General features: G+C 59.1%; 16 protein-coding genes. 12 read left to right on the top strand and 4 right to left on the bottom strand.

Features of this window, described 5'->3' with window-relative positions; genetic code table 11:
• The 3 genes from ACMX25_RS26745 to ACMX25_RS26735 all read left to right on the top strand — a co-directional run.
• The coding region (locus ACMX25_RS26745) for an ISL3 family transposase (RefSeq protein WP_414950301.1) at positions 1 to 1,257 on the top strand (1,257 nt) is incomplete at its 5' end.
• A 345-nt stretch (positions 1,258 to 1,602) separates the two neighbouring features.
• Positions 1,603 to 2,949 (top strand): amidase, encoded by a 1,347-nt coding sequence (locus ACMX25_RS26740; RefSeq protein WP_414953021.1) that lies wholly within the window; start codon positions 1,603 to 1,605, stop codon positions 2,947 to 2,949.
• Positions 2,950 to 3,184: 235 nt separating this feature from the next.
• Positions 3,185 to 4,645, top strand: a complete 1,461-nt coding sequence (locus ACMX25_RS26735; RefSeq protein WP_414953020.1) for a mechanosensitive ion channel domain-containing protein — start codon at positions 3,185 to 3,187, stop codon at positions 4,643 to 4,645.
• Between the two features lie 48 nt (positions 4,646 to 4,693).
• On the opposite strand, the gene ACMX25_RS26730 is transcribed toward ACMX25_RS26735, so the two are convergent.
• On the bottom strand, positions 4,694 to 6,103 hold the full coding sequence (locus tag ACMX25_RS26730) for an LLM class flavin-dependent oxidoreductase (protein WP_414953019.1): 1,410 nt from the start codon (positions 6,101 to 6,103) through the stop codon (positions 4,694 to 4,696).
• Between the two features lie 255 nt (positions 6,104 to 6,358).
• On the opposite strand from ACMX25_RS26730, the gene ACMX25_RS26725 reads away from it, so the two are divergent.
• The 5 genes from ACMX25_RS26725 to ACMX25_RS26705 all read left to right on the top strand — a co-directional run bounded on the left by ACMX25_RS26725 (position 6,359) and on the right by ACMX25_RS26705 (position 12,861).
• Entirely contained in the window at positions 6,359 to 7,828 is a 1,470-nt protein-coding gene (locus ACMX25_RS26725; protein ID WP_414953018.1) for an MFS transporter, read from the top strand.
• Positions 7,822 to 9,288 (top strand): sugar ABC transporter ATP-binding protein, encoded by a 1,467-nt coding sequence (locus ACMX25_RS26720; protein WP_414953017.1) that lies wholly within the window; start codon positions 7,822 to 7,824, stop codon positions 9,286 to 9,288. The genes ACMX25_RS26725 and ACMX25_RS26720 overlap by 7 nt, the downstream gene beginning before the upstream one ends.
• A 3-nt stretch (positions 9,289 to 9,291) precedes the next feature.
• On the top strand, positions 9,292 to 10,332 hold the full coding sequence (locus ACMX25_RS26715; protein WP_414953016.1) for an ABC transporter permease: 1,041 nt from the start codon (positions 9,292 to 9,294) through the stop codon (positions 10,330 to 10,332).
• 140 nt (positions 10,333 to 10,472) lie between these two features.
• Positions 10,473 to 11,732 (top strand): SfnB family sulfur acquisition oxidoreductase, encoded by a 1,260-nt coding sequence (locus ACMX25_RS26710; protein WP_414953015.1) that lies wholly within the window; start codon positions 10,473 to 10,475, stop codon positions 11,730 to 11,732.
• Positions 11,733 to 11,817: 85 nt separating this feature from the next.
• Positions 11,818 to 12,861: a substrate-binding domain-containing protein gene (locus ACMX25_RS26705; RefSeq protein ID WP_414953014.1), complete on the top strand. Its 1,044-nt coding sequence runs from the start codon at positions 11,818 to 11,820 to the stop codon at positions 12,859 to 12,861.
• A 60-nt stretch (positions 12,862 to 12,921) separates the two neighbouring features.
• Here ACMX25_RS26705 and ACMX25_RS26700 read toward each other — a convergent pair whose 3' ends face one another.
• Together ACMX25_RS26700 and ACMX25_RS26695 are read right to left on the bottom strand one after the other, a co-directional pair.
• Complete coding sequence (locus ACMX25_RS26700; RefSeq protein WP_414953013.1) at positions 12,922 to 13,920, bottom strand: sugar ABC transporter substrate-binding protein; 999 nt, start codon at positions 13,918 to 13,920, stop codon at positions 12,922 to 12,924.
• Between the two features lie 284 nt (positions 13,921 to 14,204).
• Positions 14,205 to 14,474, bottom strand: coding sequence for a GlsB/YeaQ/YmgE family stress response membrane protein (locus ACMX25_RS26695; RefSeq protein ID WP_414953012.1), 270 nt, complete (start codon positions 14,472 to 14,474; stop codon positions 14,205 to 14,207).
• 392 nt (positions 14,475 to 14,866) lie between these two features.
• Between ACMX25_RS26695 and ACMX25_RS26690 the strand changes: the two genes are divergently transcribed.
• Genes ACMX25_RS26690 through ACMX25_RS26675 form a run of 4 tightly spaced genes read left to right on the top strand, consistent with a single transcriptional unit; the run spans position 14,867 to position 19,038 of the window.
• A complete protein-coding gene (locus ACMX25_RS26690; protein WP_414953011.1) occupies positions 14,867 to 15,619 on the top strand; it encodes an SDR family NAD(P)-dependent oxidoreductase in 753 nt (250 codons plus the stop codon).
• Positions 15,620 to 15,677: 58 nt separating this feature from the next.
• A complete protein-coding gene (locus ACMX25_RS26685) occupies positions 15,678 to 17,027 on the top strand; it encodes an MFS transporter (protein WP_414953010.1) in 1,350 nt (449 codons plus the stop codon).
• Positions 17,028 to 17,053: 26 nt separating this feature from the next.
• The gene (gene rhmD / locus ACMX25_RS26680; protein WP_165103356.1) at positions 17,054 to 18,232 is read left to right on the top strand and encodes an L-rhamnonate dehydratase; all 1,179 of its coding nucleotides are present in this window, start codon (positions 17,054 to 17,056) and stop codon (positions 18,230 to 18,232) included.
• A gap of 23 nt (positions 18,233 to 18,255) precedes the next feature.
• Positions 18,256 to 19,038, top strand: coding sequence for an SDR family NAD(P)-dependent oxidoreductase (locus ACMX25_RS26675; RefSeq protein ID WP_414953009.1), 783 nt, complete (start codon positions 18,256 to 18,258; stop codon positions 19,036 to 19,038).
• On the opposite strand, the gene ACMX25_RS26670 is transcribed toward ACMX25_RS26675, so the two are convergent.
• A complete protein-coding gene (locus ACMX25_RS26670) occupies positions 19,025 to 19,975 on the bottom strand; it encodes a LysR family transcriptional regulator (protein WP_414953008.1) in 951 nt (316 codons plus the stop codon). The genes ACMX25_RS26675 and ACMX25_RS26670 overlap by 14 nt on opposite strands.
• Positions 19,976 to 20,000: the final 25 nt, after the last annotated feature.

The raw sequence follows: 20,000 nt of genomic DNA, 5'->3' as shown, positions 1-20,000 counted from the left end.
TTGTTGCTCATGCTTTTGACTCGTCTGCTTAATGCCTGCCACCATTTCCCTGGCTTCGTCTACGGTACCGCGCGCTTGTGCATGCATAGCAATACTATCGAGATCGATGTGCGCCCGCGCAAAGGCTCCAGAGCGTGCTGCTCAGGATGCCATCAACCCGCCAGGGGCTACGACCAACTGCCCCAACGCCGCTTCGAGTTCATCCCGATCTGGGGCTTTGCGGTGTTTTTACTGTACAGCATGAGGCGCGTGGAATGCAGGCGATGTGGGGTCAAGGTAGAGGAGGTGCCCTGGGCAATGGGCAAGCACCAGTTGACCAGGGCGTACATGCTGTACTTGGCGCACTGGGCGCGCAAGCTTTCATGGAAGGACACGGCACAGTCCTTCCACACCAGTTGGGAGAAGGTCCAACAGGCCGTGGCCTATGTCGTGCAATGGGGTCTGGAGCATCGCGAGCTGGGGCATATCCGGGCCATCGGCGTGGACGAAATCGCCTACGGTCGTGGTCATGAGTATCTGACACTGGTCTACCAGATCGAGGCGGGCTGCACGCGCCTGCTCTGGGTGGGCGAGAAGCGCACCAAAGAAGCGTTCCAGAAGTTCTTCGATATGATCGGCACGGAACTGGCGCAGGGCATCGAGTTTGTGTGTTCGGACATGTGGAAACCCTATCTGGACATGATCAAACTGCATTGCACAGGGGCGCTGAACATTCTGGACCGCTTTCACATCGTCGCTAAACTCAATCTTGCCATCGACGAGGTCCGTGCGGGCGAAGCACGCCAACTGGTCAAGGACGGCTACGAGCCGGTGCTTAAGAAGTCGCGCTGGTGTCTGCTCAAGCGCCCGGGGAACCTGACCGACTCCCAGCGCATCAAGCTGCGTGAGGTGCTGCGCTATAACCTCAAGAGCGTACGGGCCTACCTCTTCAAAGAATACTTCCAGCAATTCTGGGACTACGAGTCACCCGCATGGGCAGGCAAATTCCTGGATCAGTGGTGCAGCGAGGTCATGCGCTCGCGCATCGACCCGCTCAAGAAATTCGCTCGCACAGTACGCACCCATCGAGAGCTGTTGCTCAACTATTTCCGGGCGCGAAAGGCGTTCTCCAGTGGCATCGTTGAGGGACTGAACAACAAAGCCAAAGTCACTATGAGAAAAGCCTATGGATATCGCACCTTCAAAATGACGGAACTCTCGCTATATCACGTACTTGGCAAACTTCCTGAGCCAGAACTCGCCCATAGATTTTACTGACGGACCTAATTTTTAGAGAGGTGAAAGCGTTTTCTTTGCTTCGTTTCTTTGTCGCTTTGGACAAAGAAATGACGCGCCGCCACGCGCAGTGGCTAATAGTGATAAAGAAATCAGCTAACACCAAACGCGCGAAAACCTAAAAAGCATCAACCCGGCATAGACTCAGCCCACTACCCTCAGAACCATCCCATCCAACCTGAAGTGCGAACGAAAACCATTTTTGGCCATCGATGAGCCCATTATTGCCTCGCCCCAAGCGGCTGGCATACTAAGGCGTTAGCGCTAAGATCAAGGTGCGTGCACCCTGTCGCTTAGAGCACGGAACATACCGGGATTATTCACGAGATGGCTGAACCAACAAACGCCCCCACCTTGCGCGAAATTCGCCGTGCTGTCGAGAGCGGTGTTCTAACAATCCAGCAAAGCATTGAATCCGCCGATAAGACCGCCCGACGAACCCAGCCGGGTTTGCACGCATTCAGTTATCTGCCAGACGCACCCATGGTCAACCAAGCCGAAATCAGCTTGCCGCTAGCGGGTGTGCCCATCGGCATAAAAGATCTTATCGACACGGCCGACATGCCGACCGAATACAACTCGCCGGCCTACGCGGGCCGCACGCCGGAAGCCGATGCCGTTCTAGTGACACGCTTGCTGCAAGCAGGCGGGACCATCTTAGGAAAGACGGTTACAACAGAGTTCGCATGGCGCCATCCGGGAGCAACGGTCAATCCGTGGAATAAAAAGCATACACCCGGCGGCTCGTCCAGCGGCTCTGCTGCGGCTGTGTCAGCGGGGATTGTTCCTCTTGCATTCGGAACTCAGACGTTTGGTTCCGTCATTCGCCCCGCAGCGTACTGCGGTGTCGTGGGGTTCAAACCAACGTATGGAAGCATTGCCAGAAGCGGTGTGTTGCCGCTGGCGCCATCGCTGGATCACATCGGAATGTTCACGGCCAATGTCGGCGACGCGGCATACGCCTTCAAAGTAGTATCGGGTTCCGACGACCAGGACTTTCACTTTTCACACGTACGCAGCAAGAACAAAAACCCAGGCAACGACGGCGGCGCGATCATCCGTATCGGCATCTTGCGCAGGCAAATAGGCAGCGCGATGGAACCGGCTCAGGAGAGCGCGTTGAACGGGCTGGCCGCACGACTGCAAGCCGATGGAGCGGAAGTCGTCACGGTCGATCTGCCGGCGGAACTGGAGGACACGGGGGCGCTGATATCGGCAATATTGGCAGTCGAAGCGGCCGTGGTGCACGGTGCGCTCCTTGACCGGTCACCCGGCCTGATCAGTTCGGTCATGACGTCCCTGATCCAGGAGGGCCGTGGCGTATCGAGTGTCGACTATGCGCGAGCGCGGACTGCACAGGTGCGGCTGGCCCATCTCTTCGATCGCTGGCTGCAGGAGGATTTGCGCCTCGACGTGCTTCTCGTTGCACCGGCTACAGGGGAAGCGCCGGTTGGACTTGACTACACCGGTGACGCTGCGCTATGTGCACCATGGACCTTCCTTGGCGTCCCTGCCATTACGTTACCGATTGCTCTCGGGCCCGCTGGTCTTCCGCTCGGCGCTCAGCTGATCGGCGCGGCACAACAGGACGAGCGTCTGCTCGCGGTCGCGGAGTGGGTGGAAGCGCGAGCGGACTGGCAGGCTGTAAAGCGGCAGGCTCTATCTAAGGCCTGACGGTCCGGATTTCAGGCGCGAGTAAGGCGTATGACGAATCGAGGCCGCCTCCTGTCCGGCACTCAAATTCATGCGTTTCATCGCGCTCGTGGTGATCGCCGGACGCACGACACGTCCTACGGATAAGGCCAGGAAACCGTAGAATGCGAAGGCACTCAGATAAAACAACATGTGACTGTTCCCACCCGTTTGTTGCGCAGTCACACTGAAGGTCCTCTATGTCAGGAGCAGTCCTGTGAAAGATCCACTGGTTCTTGGCTTCGTGTTGATCATGGTGGACGTTGTACTCTGGCGCGCCGCGTTTCCGCGCCACGACACCATCCGCTTGCTGCTCAGACTGGTGATTTTCGCGCTGCTGAGCGCGTTGTTGTTTGGTTCGACCCTGAGTCCCTTCTCGCCGGCACCGTGGCCTGAGTCTCCGGGTCGTCATCTTGCAGCCCAGATTCTCGAGGTTTCGTGGTGGCTCATCGGTGCGCGTCTCCTGACGATGTCGCTGGACGCAGCCTTCCAATCGCGTCAATGGCACCGCGAACGCCTTTTCCAGGACGTACTCGGCGCGCTGGTTTTTCTAGCTGCAGTGGTCGCCTCGCTTGCATTCGTGCTCGGCTTACCGGTGACGGGACTGGTCGCCACGTCAGGTGCACTGGCAATCGTGCTGGGTCTCGCCATACAAAGCACGCTTAGCGATGTCTTCGCCGGGATCGTGCTGAATACGACCGAGCCCTATCACATTGGGGACTGGGTCTCGGTTGACGGCGTGGATGGCAAGGTGCTGGAGATGAACTGGCGTGCAACGCACCTGCTTACCTCACACGGCAACGTTGTCATTGTCCCGAACAGCGTGGCGGCCAAGGCGAAAATCACCAACAGCAGTCGCCCGGTTGCGCTTCACGGCGTGTCCGTCGCGCTCCAGATTTCCCCGGAAGAACGCCCGGCCAGCGTTCTTGGCGCGTTGCAGCGTGCCATCGCGGGAAGCAACATGGTGCTGCAAACGCCGGTACCCTATGCGCTCATCAAGAAGGCTTCGATCAACTCGATTGAATACGAAGTCACGGTTTATATCGATGACATCAGCAAGTCCGTGACCGTGACGAATCAGCTTTACGACCTGTGTCATCGCCATCTTGCCGCTGCGGGAATCGAGCTCTGGCCATTGAGCGCGCCGCGACCGCCGCGCCACGACGTTGCCGACAGCCGGCAACGGCTCCTGTCACACGTCGATCTTTTTCGCGCGTTGCCGAGTGAAGAAATTGAAGCGCTGTCCAAGAGATTGTCCCGTCACGAATACGAAGTGAATCAGGAGGTGGTCAAGGCAGAAGAGGTGATGGACTATCTGATGATTGTGGAGTCAGGCGTTTTGTCGGTGGTGGTGAAAGGACCCTCCGGCCCGATCGAATCCACGCGCCTTGGACCCGGCGACTCGATCGGCGAAGCGGGTGTCCTCGCCGGACTGCCGGTTCAAGCGCAAGTCACGGCTTTGACACGGACATTAATTTATCGGCTGGACAAGGCGGACCTGACGCCATTGTTAAAGAGCCGGCCGGAAATAGGTCAGCAGATGTGCCATGTGCTTTCGCAACAGCAAGACACCCTGCGCAAGCTGAACACCGAGCTACCTGCGCCGGTGGGCACTGAACACTCGCTGCTGGACTGGTTGCGCGACGGTATGCGCAAGCTACATGAGTTGACCGGTTAACAACTCACGAAGTGGGCCGAGGAATAGAAGACTAATTGTTGGCCGTCGCTATTCGCTCAAGGCAACCAATGATCCAGCCGCTTCGCCTCGTTTGAACGCCTCGATATCCCTATACCTCGCACCGGGATGCCCGGCCGGCAACAAGCGCCCCTTGCCGAACAGCTTTTCGCGCAGCGTACCAGGCGTATATTCCGTCCGATAAACGCCGCGTCGCTGCAACTCCGGCACAAGGTGTTCAACGATATCCTCGAAGGTCTCGTGCGCGACTGCATACGCGAGATTGAAGCCGTCGACGCCGGTTTCCTCCACCCATGTTTGCAGAATATCGGCAACGGTAGCCGCGGAACCCACAAACACCGGTCCCATGCCGCCAATACCGCCCCATGCCGCGAGTTCGTCGATGGTCCAGGATTTCGCACCGCCCGCCAGATGTTCAATAGCGGAGACGATGGCGTTGGTTTCCACTTTCTTCACCAGATCGGTCGGCGCGTACTGACCGAAGTCGACACCTGTCCATCCCGACATGAATACGAGCGAGCCATCGTAGGACGTATAGCGGCGATACTCCTCAAACTTTGCCTGCGCCTTGGCATCCGTCTGATCCACGATGACCGTGACCAGGTTATAGATCAGCAGTCCGCTCGCATCCCGCCCAGCTTGCGCAGCCTGCTCTCGTACGTCAGCAACGTAAGCCTTCAACACATCCTTCGTCGGAGCCGCAACGAATACACATTCGGCATGCTGGGCTGCAAAGGCCTTCCCGGCACCCGATGCACCAGCCTGATACAGCACGGGCGTGCGTTGAGGCGATGGTTCGCAAAGATGGTAGCCGGGCACGTCGAAGTATTTGCCGTGGTGACCTATCTCATGGACCTTCTCGGGATGCGTGAAGACACGGTTGTGACGATCCCGGACCACGGCATCTTCTTCCCAGCTTCCCTCGAATAGCTTGTACAGCACCTCGATATATTCCGCTGCCACCTCATAGCGGTTCGCGTGCTTGCGCAAGCCGCCTTCGCTGATATTCTTTGCGCCGCTTTCCAGATACGACGTCACGATGTTCCATCCCACGCGGCCTTTAGTGTGATGGTCCGCGGTCGACAGGCGGCGAGCGAAAGTGTACGGATGCTCGAAGGTCGTCGACGCCGTAATGCCAATGCCGAGATGCTGGGTCACCATCGCAATGGGCGCTGCAAGCTGCAACGGATCGTTGACCGGTATTTGCGCCGCTTGATGGATCGCGTGATAGTTGCTGCCCTTATAGACGTCGTAATATCCGATCACATCGGCTATGAAGATGCCATCGAAGAAACCCTTCTCCAGAATTTCTGCGAGATCGGTCCAGTACTCGAGGTCCTTGTATTGCGATGACCGGTCGCGCGGATGAGACCACAAGCCGGGCGACTGATGGCCGACACAGTTCATCTCGAAAGCGTTGAAATGGATGGTTTTGCTCATGGCGGCCGATTCTCGATTTTCGCTTTGACAACCGGACAATCTAGTCGCCGAACTGAACGCGCGCTCTAACGATTTCAGCTTTGCATATGCCCGAGGCTGTAAAGGCCGGCACTTTCATACAGCGCACGCAAGCGACCGTGAAGGCTTGCCACCCGGCGATTCATATCGAAAGCAAAACTCGTTCTTTGCGTGACGCGATTGCTGTCCGTATAAAGCTTCTTTGCCCGTGCAACTCACAAGCCAAGGAGCCGTATCTTGAGCACCGTCGACATTGAATCCGTCTTGCCTGCGTCATCGCCGATCGGATCGGCAAGCGACGTATCGCGCCTGATCAACACGAGCCTGTCGAAGAACACTCATGCGCGCGTGATTGTCTTGCTCGCGCTAGGCGGCGTGTTCCTTGACGCTTACGATCTCACCACGTTGTCATACGGCATTCAGGACGTCACGCGTGAATTCAACCTGACCCCTGCGCTAAGCGGCTTTGTCAGTTCGTCGATCATGATCGGCACGATTCTCGGCAGCATCGCCGGCGGATGGCTCACCGACAAGATCGGTCGTTATCAGGTCTTCATGGCCGACATGCTGTTCTTCGTGGTCGCAGCCATTGCAGCGGGACTCGCACCGAACGTCTGGGTTCTGATCGCGGCGAGATTCGTGATGGGACTCGGTGTAGGCATCGACCTGCCGGTCGCGATGGCATTCCTCTCCGAGTTTTCGAAATTCAACGGCCGAGGAAACAAGGCGTCGCGGCTCGCTGCGTGGTGCCCGATGTGGTACGCGGCGTCATCGGTGTGTTTCCTGATCGTGTTCGCGCTCTACTTTTTCTTGCCGGCGCAGCACGCCGACTGGCTCTGGCGCGCGTCGCTGATCTTCGGGGCCGTGCCGGCGCTGATCATCATCATGGTGCGCAGCAAGTTCATGAATGAGTCGCCGCTGTGGGCCGCAAATCAGGGCAACCTGAAAGAAGCGGTGCGAATCCTGAGGGAGTCCTACGGTATTCACGCACATGCCGTGCACGATACGAAAGAGCAGAAGGCGTCCACGCAGCCGCCCGTGAAATTTCGCGTGCTGTTCCAGCGGCCTTATCTGCAGCGAACGCTGGTTGCCAGCGTGATGAATCTTTGCATCCCGTTCGAATACACCGCCATCGCGTTTTTCCTGCCGTCCATCCTGTCGCAATTCCTGGGCGCCGGCGTGTTTGAAACCATCGCGGCATCGCTTGGACTGAACGTGTTGTTCGCGCTGACGGGTGGTTTGCTCGGCATGCGGCTCGCCTATAAATTTCCATCGCGACATGTGGCAATAGCGGGCTTTGCGTTGCAGTTCGTGTCACTGATTGCGCTGGCGTTGATCGGACATCCACAGGCGGCGATTGGCATCGGCCTTGCCGTGCTGATGCTGGGAACATGGTTGTTCGCCGAGGGGTTTGGCCCGGGCGCGCAGATGATGATCTACCCGGCCTTGTCTTATCCGACCTCCATTCGCGGCACGGGTGTGGGCTTCGGCCGGTCGCTCGCGGGCATTGGCAGTGCACTCGCTTTGTTCGTCTTGCCGATCCTCAAGGCGCGGTTCGGCACCGACATGTTCTGGATCGTTGCGTTGGCCGCCGTGATCCCGATCGGGTTCCTGGTGCTGATCCGCTATGAGCCGACCGCGCATGATATCGACGACGAAGACGCGCCCGTTCCATCCACGTCGTCCCGGCCGGTTTGCGAATGCTAGTCGCGCGGTCGGTATCGAAACGCTTCGGCCCGACTGTCGCGCTCGATCGATTCGATCTCTCTGTTGCTGCGGGCGAGGTGGTGGCGCTAATGGGCGCTAACGGCGCGGGCAAGTCCACGATCGTCAAGATACTGAGCGGGGTTTATGGAAGTGACGGCGGTTCGCTTGAACTGAACGGCAAGCCGTATGCACCGGACTCACCGCAAGAAGCGAAGGCGCTCGGCATAGCGACCATGCATCAGTCGATTGCGGACACGGTCGTGCCCACGCTGTCGGTCGCGGACAACCTCCTGCTCGACCGCTTCAACAATGCGGCGACGCCATGGTTTGTCAGGCCCTCTGCGCGGCTCGAGGATGCACGTTCCATTGCGGAACTGGTTGGCCTCGATGTGGACCTGCGCGCGCCGCTATTCACGTTGCCGCTTGCGACAAGACAGCTCGTTACGCTAGCCCGGGCGCTCGCGGTCAAGCCAAGGGTTCTTATCCTCGATGAACCCACGGCAAGCCTCTCGGCTGCCGAAGCCGAACGTCTCTTTACCGCACTCGACACATTGCGCGAGCGTGGTGTCGCCATGCTGCTGGTCTCGCATCGGCTGGGCGATCTCAAGCGCATGGCGGACAGGGTGGTCATCGTCCGGGATGGACGGCTCGTAGCCAATCTAAAGACGCCAATCGATTTCGACGATGCGACTGAAACGATGATCGGCCGGGCATTACCGAAGGCGCGCGAACGACAAGCGGTGCGCTCGACAGCGAACGAGGGACTTCGAGTCAGAGGCCTTAAATTGTTCCCGGGTGCGGATGGTCCCGCGCTCGACTTCGATGCTGCTCGCGGCGAGATCGTTGCGTTTGCGGGACCTTTAGGGGGCGGCAAATCGCGGCTAGCTCGAACGCTATTTGGTATCGAGAAGGTTATTGCCGGCACGATGACACTCGATGGCGAGCCATGGCAGCCGCGTTCTGCTGCCGACGCAATTCGCCGTGGCGTTTTCCTTGTAGGCGAGGATCGCTGGAGTTCGTCGCTCTTTCCGGATAGCGTGCCGTTCGCATCGATTGAAGGCACGTTGAGTTTTCCGTTCTTATCGAACTGGTTCAAGAGCGGGTGGATCAACCGGCCCCGCGAACGCCGAGAGGCTGCGTCTGCCATCGAACGCTTCTCCATTCGATGCAACGGCCCGGCAGATCGCGTGGTCAACCTTTCCGGCGGTAATCAACAAAAGGTCGTACTCGCGCGTTCGCATGCGGAACCCGCACGGGTGCTGTTGCTCGATGAGCCGTTTCAGGGCGTCGATGCCGGCGCTCGCGCGGACATTGCCGATGTGTTGCGAGCGAATGCAGCGGGGCGCGTGACGGTGGTGTTCGTTAGCGCAATCGAGGAGGCCTTCGAAGTTGCCGACCGCGTGCTGCACTTTGATCGTTCGATTATTGAATCAGACATTGAAAATCTTGCCGGAGCCTGACGCATGAAACTTGGCGCTTCTACCGCAGCGAGCTCCGCTGTTCGAACGGAGTTCAGACGCACCAGCATCAGGACGAAGCTGGAACGCAGCGGCATCTTGTTGCTCCTGGTCGCAATGGGTGTGGTTTTTACATGGCGCGAGCCCGCGTTCCTGAGCGTGGACAATCTGTTCAGCATCTTGCAGGCTGCGTCGATTGTCGCGCTCCTGGCCGTGGGCGTCAGCATCACGCTAGCGGTCGGCGGCTTCGATTTATCGGTCGGCAGTACGGCGGCAACCGCGCAGATGGCCGCGAGCTACGTGCTCGTTGTGTGGCATGGCAACGCGTTCGCCGCTGTTGCTGCGTGCCTTGCGTTAGGGGTCAGTGCGGGGCTTTTTAATGGTTTGCTGATCACGCGTCTTCGCGTCCCGGACCAGCTCGCCACGCTCGGCACCTTGTTCCTGCTAGCGGGACTGCAACTGATTCCAACAGGAGGGCGATCGCTCGCAACCGGCACGATCCTGCCGGACGGCACCGAGGCCACCGGCGCGTTTCCAGCGGCCTTCCTGGCGTTGGGCCGGGCTCGCTGGCTGGATGTCGTCCCGGTGCCGGTCATCGTGCTCGCGGTGGTCACGCTGGTCGCGGTGCTCGTCATGGAATTTACTCGATGGGGACGCGTGCTCTATGCGACCGGCGGCAACGAAACAGCCGCGCGGCTCGCGGGTGCGCCAACGGCGCGTTACCGGGTGGCGGCGTATGTTGCGTCGGGCGTGATTGCTTCGCTCGGTGGTGCGTTGATTGCCGCGCGAGTCGGGCGTGGCGATGTGGGCGCCGGCAATTCGCTGCTGCTGGATGCGGTTGCCGCCGCGCTGATTGGTTATGCGGTCTGGGGTGCGAAGCGTCCCAACGTTCTTGGCTCGGCCGTCGGCGCCGTGTTTGTTGGCGTGTTGCTCAACGGACTGACGATGCTCAATGCCCCTTATTACATGCAGGATTTCATCAAGGGCGCGTTGCTTGTTGGCGCGCTGGCCTTCACGTTCAGCATCGGAAAACAAGAGGCGCGATGAATTCAATCTGGCTTGGCGTTTCAGCAGTAAACGAGCTAAGCGTAGAAGCATTCTGTTGATGTGCTTAGCGTTATCGTTCGGTTTGCGCCCGGTCATGGCGCTGCTAGATTGATGTCGAACCGACACATAAAAGGGTAAGCATGTCAGCCATTCCGCAAGATGCAGCGGCGCGTCCCGCATCTATTCATGCAAACGAACGTTCAGAACAAAGGCCCGCACATATCATCCGTGACGATGCCGAAGCCATTGCGCGTGCCCACGAAGTAGCCGCTCGCCTGGCAGAACACGCCAGCGAGCGCGACCGCGAACGGCGCTTGCCCCACGAGGAAATCGACTGGTTTTCGCAAGCGGGCTTATGGGCGATCACCGTACCCAAAGAGTATGGCGGTGCGGGCGTGTCGTATGTGACATTGACCGAAGTCATCAAGATCATTGCTGTGGCCGATCCGTCGCTGGCGCAGTTGCCACAGAATCATCTGGGTCTCGTCGATGTCATTGCGCTCACCGGGACCCCTGAGCAAAAACGCTTCTTCTTCGGTGAGATATTGAAGGGCAAGCGTTTCGGCAACGGCTTCTCCGAGAAGGGAACGAAGCACGTCCTTGACCTGAAGACGCGCGTCACGGCCGAGGGTGACGAATATGTCGTCCATGGCACGAAGTTTTATTCAACCGGCGCGCTGTTTGCGCACTACGTGCCCATCCTGGGTCTCGACGACGAACGCCGTGGTTGGCTTGCCTACATTCCGGCGGGTACCGCGGGCTTGCAGGTGATCGACGACTGGTCGGGCTTCGGCCAACGGACGACTGCAAGCGGCACCGTTATCGCGGACCAGGTACGGGTTGCCGCATCCCACGTATTCCCAGCGTTTCGCGTATCGGATCTGCCGACGCTCAATGGCCCTATTTCGCAGATCATCCAGGCAGCAATCGATGCGGGTATCGGGCGGGCGGCCGTGGACGACACGCTTGAATTTGTACGTGAGCGCTCGCGGCCATGGATCGATAGCGGCGTGGAGCGCGCAAGCGACGATCCGCTTGTCGTACGCGAAGTAGGTCATCTTCACATCCAGTTGCACGCGGCGGAGGCGTTGCTCGAACGCGCGGCGCGCACGCTGGACGCCATTGCAACGCAAGCGCATCCGCCGAGCGAAGACGATATCGCCCGGGCATCGGTAGCGGTCGGCGAAGCAAAGGTTCTGACGACTGAGATCGCATTGCTGGCAAGTGAAAAGTTATTCGAACTGGCGGGTACGCAGTCGACGCTTGCCGCGCACAACCTTGACCGTCACTGGCGCAATGCGCGCACGCATACGCTGCATGATCCCGTACGCTGGAAATATCACCTTGTGGGCAACTATTACTTGAACGGCATCAAGCCGGCGCGCCACCCGTGGAACTAGAAGCGGGTCGTCGATAAAAGGGTCGTGCCTCTTCAATCAAACGTGGTCCCCACGCTTACTCCACAAAAACGGAAACCTTCCTTAAATGCTTAAACCTATCGGCCGCTTGATCGCCACCGCGCTGCTTGCGGGCAGCATCTCCGCCCATGCAGTTGGCGGCTTACCCAATGCGCCCGCACCGTTCAATAAGGGCGGTGTCAGGATCGCGTTGGTCAACTATCTGTCGACCGGCGATTTCTTTCAGGCTTATGAGGCCGGCGCGCAAAAGCAGGCTAAGGCACTGGGCGTCGACTTGCGCATTTACGAGGGCCGTCAGGACGCAGCGCAGCAACGCGACCAGATCCAGCAAGCGATCAATCTGGGCGTTGCCGCGATTATCGTGAATCATGGTCTGCCGGAGTCCCTGAAGGACGTGGTGCAGGTGGCGCTTGATAAAGGCATCAAGGTCGTCGCCTTTGACGTCGATCTCGGCAACCCGAAGGTTCCGCAAATCGAGCAGAGCGACCATGATCTCGCGACATTGCTGCTCGATCAGGCCGTCAAAGATAACGGCGATGCGTTTGCCGCCGCATACGTCTATGTGCCGGGCTTCGCTCCGCTAGACCGGCGTGACGCGGTGTGGAAGGCTTTCAAGACTGCGCATCCGAAGGTCACAGAGGCGGCGCGTTTCGGCACGGTGGACAACCCGATTGCGCAGTCGGTGGCGAACCAGGCTGCGGCGGCGTACAGGGCGCATCCTGACGTACGCGTGGTCTTTGCGCCCTACGATGAGTTCGCTCGCGGCGCGAAACTGGCTGCGGACGAAGCGGGCATTGCTTCGAAGGTCCGGATCTATAGCGCCGATATTTCGACGGCTGACATCGAGGCAATCCGGGCGCCGGGGAGTTCGTGGGTTGCCACTGCCGCGACCAATCCGGCCGTCGTGGGTGCGGTTTCGGTGCGCGCCGCGGCATTGCTGGTGGCGGGCCAGGACCCAGGCCACAGGATTGAAATAAAGCCCGCTTTGATCACGCGCGACGATCTCGTCAAGAACGATATTCACACCATCGCGGATCTCGAGTCCCGGTTTGTGGATTTCAGGCGGGCAGATGTGGCCAAGGCGGGCTGGATTCCCGAGGTTCGCGACTGAGGCAAATTGATTCGCTATCCTGATGGCATGAAAATATCCGGTGCGGGCTAGGAGGAAGTCTCACTTGGCATCGGATTGCCCCAGCGACTTTTGCGCTTCTGCGGCATTGTCCTTGCTCACGAGGATCGACGGCACATAGGTGACCAGAGGCAACGTGCGATCGCCCGCCAGATAGCGCGCTGCGTTGTCCACGGCGGTCTTGCCGATCAGGTAAGGCTGTTGTGCTACCACGGCCGCAGCGCTGGACCGAGGGTTCTTGACCAACGCAACGAAGTTGGGACTCCCGTCAACCGCATAGGTCCTGATCTCCGTGCGGTGCGCCCCGTCAACCGCCTGCGTTGCACCGATCTGCGGTATGTCCCAGCCGGCCCATATAGCTTGCACGGTGCCCTTCGGGTACTTGGCGAGTAACTGGCTGACCTGCGAATAAGCGTCTTGCACGGTGTTCGGAATCACGTCGACCAGTTCGGGCTGGATGATCCTGATCTTTGGATACCACTTCAGGACCTCGCGCAACTGGTCGTAGCGCATTGCCATGACCGGCACGCCGTAAAAGCCGTTGAAGACAAGAACGTTGCCTTCCCCATGCAGGTCGCTGACGAGCTTCAATGCAAGCTGTTCGCCAATATAGAAATTATCCGATGTCGTCACGTTGATGCTCGACGGGCTGACGGTATCGACGGTGAAGAGCGGGATGCCCGCTTCACGAATTTTCCTGAGCCACGGTTCGAGCACGGCCTCGGTCCCAAGCTGTTCAATGATGGCGTCGGGCTTCTCCGCGATCAGCGCCTGGAGTTGCGCGATCTGCTGGCTATCCTTGCGGCCTCCGTCAAGTGCGATGGGTGTCCCGCCCAGACGCTTCACTTCATCTATTTGTCCTTTATAGGCTTTCAAGTCCCAGTAATGCTCTGTTCCTGCGACAGAAATGCCAATGCGTTTACCTTTGAGCGACGGCACGTCGGCAAAGGCTGGCGCGCAGAACGCGGCGCTCGCCAGCAATGCGGCCAGTGCGGCAAGCACTGGCCTCCTAAGTGCTCCAGTACTTTTGTGCTTATTCATGGAAAATGAGCAAGGAAAATGAGCATGTCAGATGAAATTTGCAGCAATGAAATCAACCGGATGAAGCATTGTTTTAAATCAGCTTTGAGTTAACTGATCAGGATGCCTGATCTTAATCATCTGATTGTACTCACCTGACGGTGCTAAGGGAATGTACGAAAAACGTGCCGCGGACAAAAGAAAAATCCCGCTCTGGCTTAGCGCCTGAGCGGGATTTTTTCAATCAAACGAACTGCCGGTGTTGCCGCCTGTTCCAGCTATGCGGTTCCCCAGCTTGACCGAGGCTAAACGGTTCGCCCTCGGCTAAAGAGCCTCAGGATCAAGAGCAGGACTACCGCACCAATCAGCGCGGTGATCAACGACCCGATAATCCCGCCGCCCATGTGCAGGCCGAGCACGCCGCCCAGCCATCCGCCAATGAACGCGCCGACAATGCCGACGATGATGTCCACGATAATTCCAAAGCCGCCGCCATCAACGATCCGGCCGGCGAGTGCGCCGGCAATGCCGCCAATGATCAGCCAAAAAATAATTCCGTGTGATACAGGTTCCATAGTGTTCTCCGTCAGGTGAAATGCGCGTAGCGGGCTACCAGCATGGTGATATCGATAATGACCGGAGGCATCTCCGGCTTAGGTGATTTCCATGTACCCCCTGAATCAATGGACCTATCGGCTTGTGCAAGCAGCGTGCCCGGAGAGGCCAATGCGGCAAGAACGACCGATTGACCAAGCTTGGCGCTTAAGACAAGCAGGCGTCACCCGGTTAAACCCGAACCCGAACAATCCCTCTAAGAGGTTGTGATTCACTTTTGCTATCGGACCATCGAATAGTCGGATTGTTTTGCTATGAGAGCGCCTCTATAGTTCATTCATCAGCGGCTTTAAGCAGGCGCCGAAACAGAGTGCCGAAACAAACAATCATCCTAAAGACAAAAGGAGACACGATGAACCAGATCGATCTGGCTGGACGCACCGTTGTAATCACCGGTGGCGCGCGCGGTATCGGCTATGCAGTGGCGCAACGTGCGCTCGCCTCGGGCGCTGAGGTTGCGCTGTGGGACATCGATGCGGAACGCCTCGAGCGAGCGCGTGGAGAACTGGCGAAGGCCGGTAAGGTCAGCGTTGCCGTGGTCGAACTGACGGAGGAGACATCGGTTGAGCAGGCAACGCAGCAGACGCTGGAAGCGCATCGAAAGATTGACGTGCTGATCAACTGCGCCGGCATCACCGGCGGCAACGGTACGACCTGGGAACTGGCGCCGGACGTATGGCGCCGCGTGATTGACGTGAACCTGATTGGACCGTATCTCACCTGCCGCGCCGTTGTGCCGCACATGCTGAAGGAAGGCTACGGCCGGATCGTGAACATTGCCTCGGTGGCGGGTAAGGAAGGCAATCCGAATGCGTCGCACTATAGTGCCTCTAAAGCCGGCCTGATCGGTCTCACTAAGTCGCTTGGCAAAGAGCTTGCCACGCGCGGCATCCTGGTGAACGCGGTGACGCCGGCCGCTGCCAAAACCGAGATTTTCGATTCCATGTCGCAGCAGCACATCGATTACATGCTTTCCAAGATCCCGATGAACCGCTTCCTGCTGCCGGAAGAAGCGGCTTCGCTCATCTTGTGGCTCAGTTCGGAAGACTGCGCGTTCAGCACGGCGTCGGTCTTCGATCTGTCCGGTGGCCGCGCGACGTATTGAAGCCGCTGCGGGCGAGGTTATAAGTATGCCCGCGACATAAAAATAACTGGAGACACGCATGAGCGAAACCGCTACTGCGGAGGACGCCGTCGTCGCGCGGGTGATGCGTCGTCTGCTGCCGTTCCTGCTGCTGATGTACATGCTGGCGTTTCTTGATCGGGCCAATATCGGCTTTGCGCAGAAAGCGCTGCAGCACGATACGGGTCTGTCGAACGCGGCCTTTGCGTTCGGAGCGGGGGTGTTTTTCGTCGGCTATGCGCTCTTTGAAGTGCCAAGCAATTTGCTGCTGCATCGGGTCGGGGCAAAGCTCTGGATGTGCCGGATCATGGTGACATGGGGGCTTGTTTCCGCAGCCATGGCGTTCGCGCATACGGCCACCATGTTCTATGTCTTGCGCTTCGCGCTGGGTGTGGCCGAGGCAGGTTTTTTCCCGGGCATTGTGTATTACCTCACGCGCTGGTTTCCGCAATCGGCGCGAGCAAGAGCATTAGGCGTGTTCTATTTCGGCGCGCCGCTCGCCTTCATCTTCGGCAGCCCGTTGTCCGGCGCATTGCTGGATCTGCATGGCGCGTTTGGTTTTGCGGGCTGGCAGTGGCTCTTTTTGGTGGAAGGCGTTCTTGCGTCCATCGTTGGCATCTGGGCATTCTGGTATCTGGACAACGATCCATCGAAGGCCCGCTGGCTAGATGCCGGTCAACGCGAACTCCTGCTCTCACGCCTGACTCAGGATGCACACACTGCGTCGGCACATGGTCCGCGCGGCGTGCTTGCCGCATTGATTGATCCACGCGTGCTGATCCTGTCGGCCGTGTATTTCCTGATTCAGATGTCCGTGTACGGCGTCATCTTTTATCTGCCGCAACAAGTGGCCGCGTTGCTGGGTGCGAACGTGGGTGCGAAGGTCGGTTTCGTCACGGCCATCCCCTGGTTGTGCGCAGTGCTGGTTACGTGGGTCGTACCTCGGTATGCGGATCGTCATGGGCAGCATCGATGGCTCGCCGTGTTGATGCTGGTCGTTGCCGGTGCGGGTATCGCGATATCGGGACTTGCGGGTCAACCTGTGATCTCGCTGATTGCATTGTGCTTCGCGGCGAGCGGCCTCATTGCAGCGCAACCGCTGTTCTGGACCTTTCCCACGCATTACCTGACGGGCGCCGCCGCGGCTGGTGCCATCGCCCTCATCAATTCGCTCGGCAGCCTTGGCGGTTTCGTCGCGCCGATGGTGCGCACGGCCGCGGAGCGGTCCTATGCATCGACTAGCGCGGGTCTCGTCCTGCTGGGACTTGTTGCAGTGCTCGCGGCCATCGCGATCATCGTGTTTGTGCGTCCCGCGCAGGCACTCACGTATACGCACGACAAGCGTGCCGAAGCGTCCAGAACCAAATCGTCCAGAACCAAAGCGTCCTGAATAATAGAACCTTACGGAGTCCGATCATGTCCATGCCTACCATCCGCCACGTTCGCGCGTTCACTGTTCGCGGCGGCGGCGCTGATTATCACGACCAGGGCGCCGACCACTGGATCGACGACCATATCTCCACGCCAATGGCGCGTTACCCCGAGTACCGCCAAAGCCGCCAGTCGTTTGGCATCAACGTCCTCGGTTCGCTCGTGGTTGAAATTGAAGCAAGCGATGGCACGGTCGGCTTCGCGGTCACGACCGGCGGTGAGATCGGCGCGTTTATCGTGGAGAAACATCTGGCGCGGTTTCTCGAAGGTCAGCGAGTGACTGACATCGAAAAGATGTGGGACCAGATGTATTTCGCCACGCTTTATTACGGGCGCAAAGGCATTGTGCTGAATGCGATCTCGGGCGTCGACCTTGCACTGTGGGATTTGCTGGCGAAGGTACGCAAGGAGCCGGTGTTTCATCTTTTGGGCGGACCTGTACGCGACGAACTGCAATTCTATGCAACTGGCGCGCGTCCGGACCTCGCGAAGGAGATGGGTTTTATTGGCGGCAAGATGCCATTGCAACACGGACCGGCAGAAGGTGAGGAAGGGCTGGCGAAGAACATTGCGAAGCTCGCCGATATGCGCGCGAAAGTAGGCGACGACTTCTGGCTGATGTTCGATTGCTGGATGAGCCTCGACCTGAACTACGCAACGCGCCTCGCGCACGCGGCGAAGGAATACGGCCTGAAGTGGCTCGAAGAAGCATTGCCGCCCGACGACTATTGGGGTTACGCCGAACTGCGGCGCTCGGTGCCGCGCGGCATGATGGTGACAACTGGCGAACACGAGGCCACGCGCTGGGGTTTCCGCATGCTGTTTGAAATGGGCTGCGCCGATCTGGTTCAGCCGGACGTGGGATGGTGTGGCGGCATCACGGAGCTGATCAAGATCTCCGCACTCGCCGATGCCCACAACGTGCTGGTCGTACCGCATGGTTCATCCGTCTATAGCTATCACTTCGTGGTGACGCGGCACAATTCGCCGTTCGCGGAGTTCCTGATGATGGCGCCGAAAGCCGACGAAGTCGTGCCCATGTTCAATCCGTTGCTGCTCGATGAACCTGTGCCCGTGAACGGCCGGATGAAGGTGCCGGAGACGCCGGGTTTTGGTGTGCGGCTCAATCCTGAATGCACCCTTGTGCGTCCTTATACACACTGACACTGAAACATTGAGGTTCAATCGTGCTGCTTGAGAACAAAGTAGTGATTGTCACTGGCGGATCGCGAGGCATTGGCCGCGCGATCGCCGTGGCGTGCGCGAAGGAAGGCGCGGACGTCGTGCTGAATTATTGGGGCGATAACGACCGCTCGTATGGACGCCTCTCGGCCGTGCAGGAAGTAGTCGGCGAGATAGAGGCACTTGGCCGGCGAGTGGTTGCGGTCGAAGGAAATGTCGCGCAGCGCGAGACGGGGCTCGAACTCGTGAAGCAGGCAGTCGATGCATTCGGTCATGTCGACGTCCTCGCGAGCAACGCCGGCATTTGCCCGTTCCACTCGTTCCTCGACATGCCGGCGTCGGTGTATGAAGCGACCATCGGCGTCAATCTGAACGGCGCGTTCTACGTGACTCAGGCTGTCGCCAACCAGATGAAACTGCAGGGTACCGGCGGTTCGATTGTCGCGACGAGTTCGATCAGCGCGCTCGTTGGCGGCGGCATGCAAACGCATTACACGCCGACCAAGGCAGGCGTTCATTCGTTGATGCAGTCATGCGCGATTGCCCTTGGGCCTTACGGCATCCGTTGCAATTCGGTGATGCCTGGAACCATCGCGACGGACCTGAACGCGGAAGATCTCGCCGATACCGAGAAGCGCGCGTACTTCGAAAAACGGGTTCCGCTCGGACGCCTGGGTGAACCCGATGACGTTGCGCAGTGCGTGACCTTCCTTGCATCGGATCGCGCGCGTTATGTGACGGGCGCATCGCTGCTGGTGGACGGCGGCTTGTTCGTTAACCTTCAGTGAACGAGCCGGCCGAGTACTTGCGCAGCAGCGCGATGCAGTATTCGGCGGGTTCGCTCAGCGTTTCATGTTTGCGCCGTAGCAAGCCGAATCCCGAGAGGCTTTTGCCGATCTCGATAGGCAGTTCGATCAGCAAATGCGCGCGCAGGTAATCGCGCACCACTGACTCCGGCAGCATGGCGACGGCGTCGCTGTTTTGCAGAAGCTGAAGCGTGGCGAAGATCGATGCGCACTCGACTACATTAGAAGGTGAGGCAAGCCCGGCTCGCGCGAGCTCTTCTTCGAACAACCCACGTGCGGGGCTGGTGATGGGTTGCAGGATCCAGGGCCAGGAAATCAGCGCATCGAGCGAGAGCGTGGTTTCATGAGCGAGCGGATGCGCGGCGCGCACGACCAGACGCATGGCTTCGCGCGAGAGGGGTTCAAAGTGGAAGTCGTTGTGCTGGAGCGGCGTGGTGAGACGGCCGAGCGCGAGATCCACTTCGCGGCGGTGCAGCAATTGCACGACCTGGTCGCTGGTCTCGCCAAGTATGCGTACGTTGAGCAGCGGCCGTTCGCTTTTAAGTTCGGCGATAGCCATGGCGAGCACGTCGGGCGCCGCGCCCATGATCGCGCCAACAGTGAGTTGACCATGACCGCCGCGCCGCTTGCTTTCAAGGTCGGCCGCGAAGCGGGTGAGGTCGGCAAGCGACCGGCGCGCATAGGCGAGCGTGGCGACACCGAGCGGAGTGGGTTGCATGCCGCGGGCGTTGCGCTCGAACAGGAGAAAGCCGAACGCTTCTTCTATGTCGCTTAGCATGCGGCTCGCGCTCGGTTGGGCAACGTTGATGGCCTCGGCGGCCTGGTGCAGGTTGCGGGCGTCGTCGAGGGCGACAAGCAACGCGAGATGCTTGAATTTCAGGCGGTTGACGAGGGCAATCTGGGAGACGTTCTGGGTCATCGGGCGTTCTCGTGCGTCAATTTTG

Source organism: Caballeronia eucalypticola, from assembly GCF_047608185.1.
GTDB lineage: Bacteria > Pseudomonadota > Gammaproteobacteria > Burkholderiales > Burkholderiaceae > Caballeronia.
The sequence above is the reverse complement of the archived record's forward strand: the minus strand, read 5'-3'. Positions and strand labels throughout refer to the sequence as shown.

Coding starts and splice junctions, on each gene's coding strand:
- ACMX25_RS26710 (WP_414953015.1), top strand. CDS start 10,473: ATGTCAGCCATTCCGCAAGATGCAGCGGCGCGTCCCGCATCTATTCAT.
- ACMX25_RS26670 (WP_414953008.1), bottom strand. CDS start 19,975: ATGACCCAGAACGTCTCCCAGATTGCCCTCGTCAACCGCCTGAAATTC.
- ACMX25_RS26705 (WP_414953014.1), top strand. CDS start 11,818: ATGCTTAAACCTATCGGCCGCTTGATCGCCACCGCGCTGCTTGCGGGC.
- ACMX25_RS26685 (WP_414953010.1), top strand. CDS start 15,678: ATGAGCGAAACCGCTACTGCGGAGGACGCCGTCGTCGCGCGGGTGATG.
- ACMX25_RS26695 (WP_414953012.1), bottom strand. CDS start 14,474: ATGGAACCTGTATCACACGGAATTATTTTTTGGCTGATCATTGGCGGC.
- ACMX25_RS26690 (WP_414953011.1), top strand. CDS start 14,867: ATGAACCAGATCGATCTGGCTGGACGCACCGTTGTAATCACCGGTGGC.
- ACMX25_RS26700 (WP_414953013.1), bottom strand. CDS start 13,920: ATGAATAAGCACAAAAGTACTGGAGCACTTAGGAGGCCAGTGCTTGCC.
- ACMX25_RS26730 (WP_414953019.1), bottom strand. CDS start 6,103: ATGAGCAAAACCATCCATTTCAACGCTTTCGAGATGAACTGTGTCGGC.
- ACMX25_RS26740 (WP_414953021.1), top strand. CDS start 1,603: ATGGCTGAACCAACAAACGCCCCCACCTTGCGCGAAATTCGCCGTGCT.
- ACMX25_RS26720 (WP_414953017.1), top strand. CDS start 7,822: ATGCTAGTCGCGCGGTCGGTATCGAAACGCTTCGGCCCGACTGTCGCG.
- rhmD (WP_165103356.1), top strand. CDS start 17,054: ATGTCCATGCCTACCATCCGCCACGTTCGCGCGTTCACTGTTCGCGGC.
- ACMX25_RS26715 (WP_414953016.1), top strand. CDS start 9,292: ATGAAACTTGGCGCTTCTACCGCAGCGAGCTCCGCTGTTCGAACGGAG.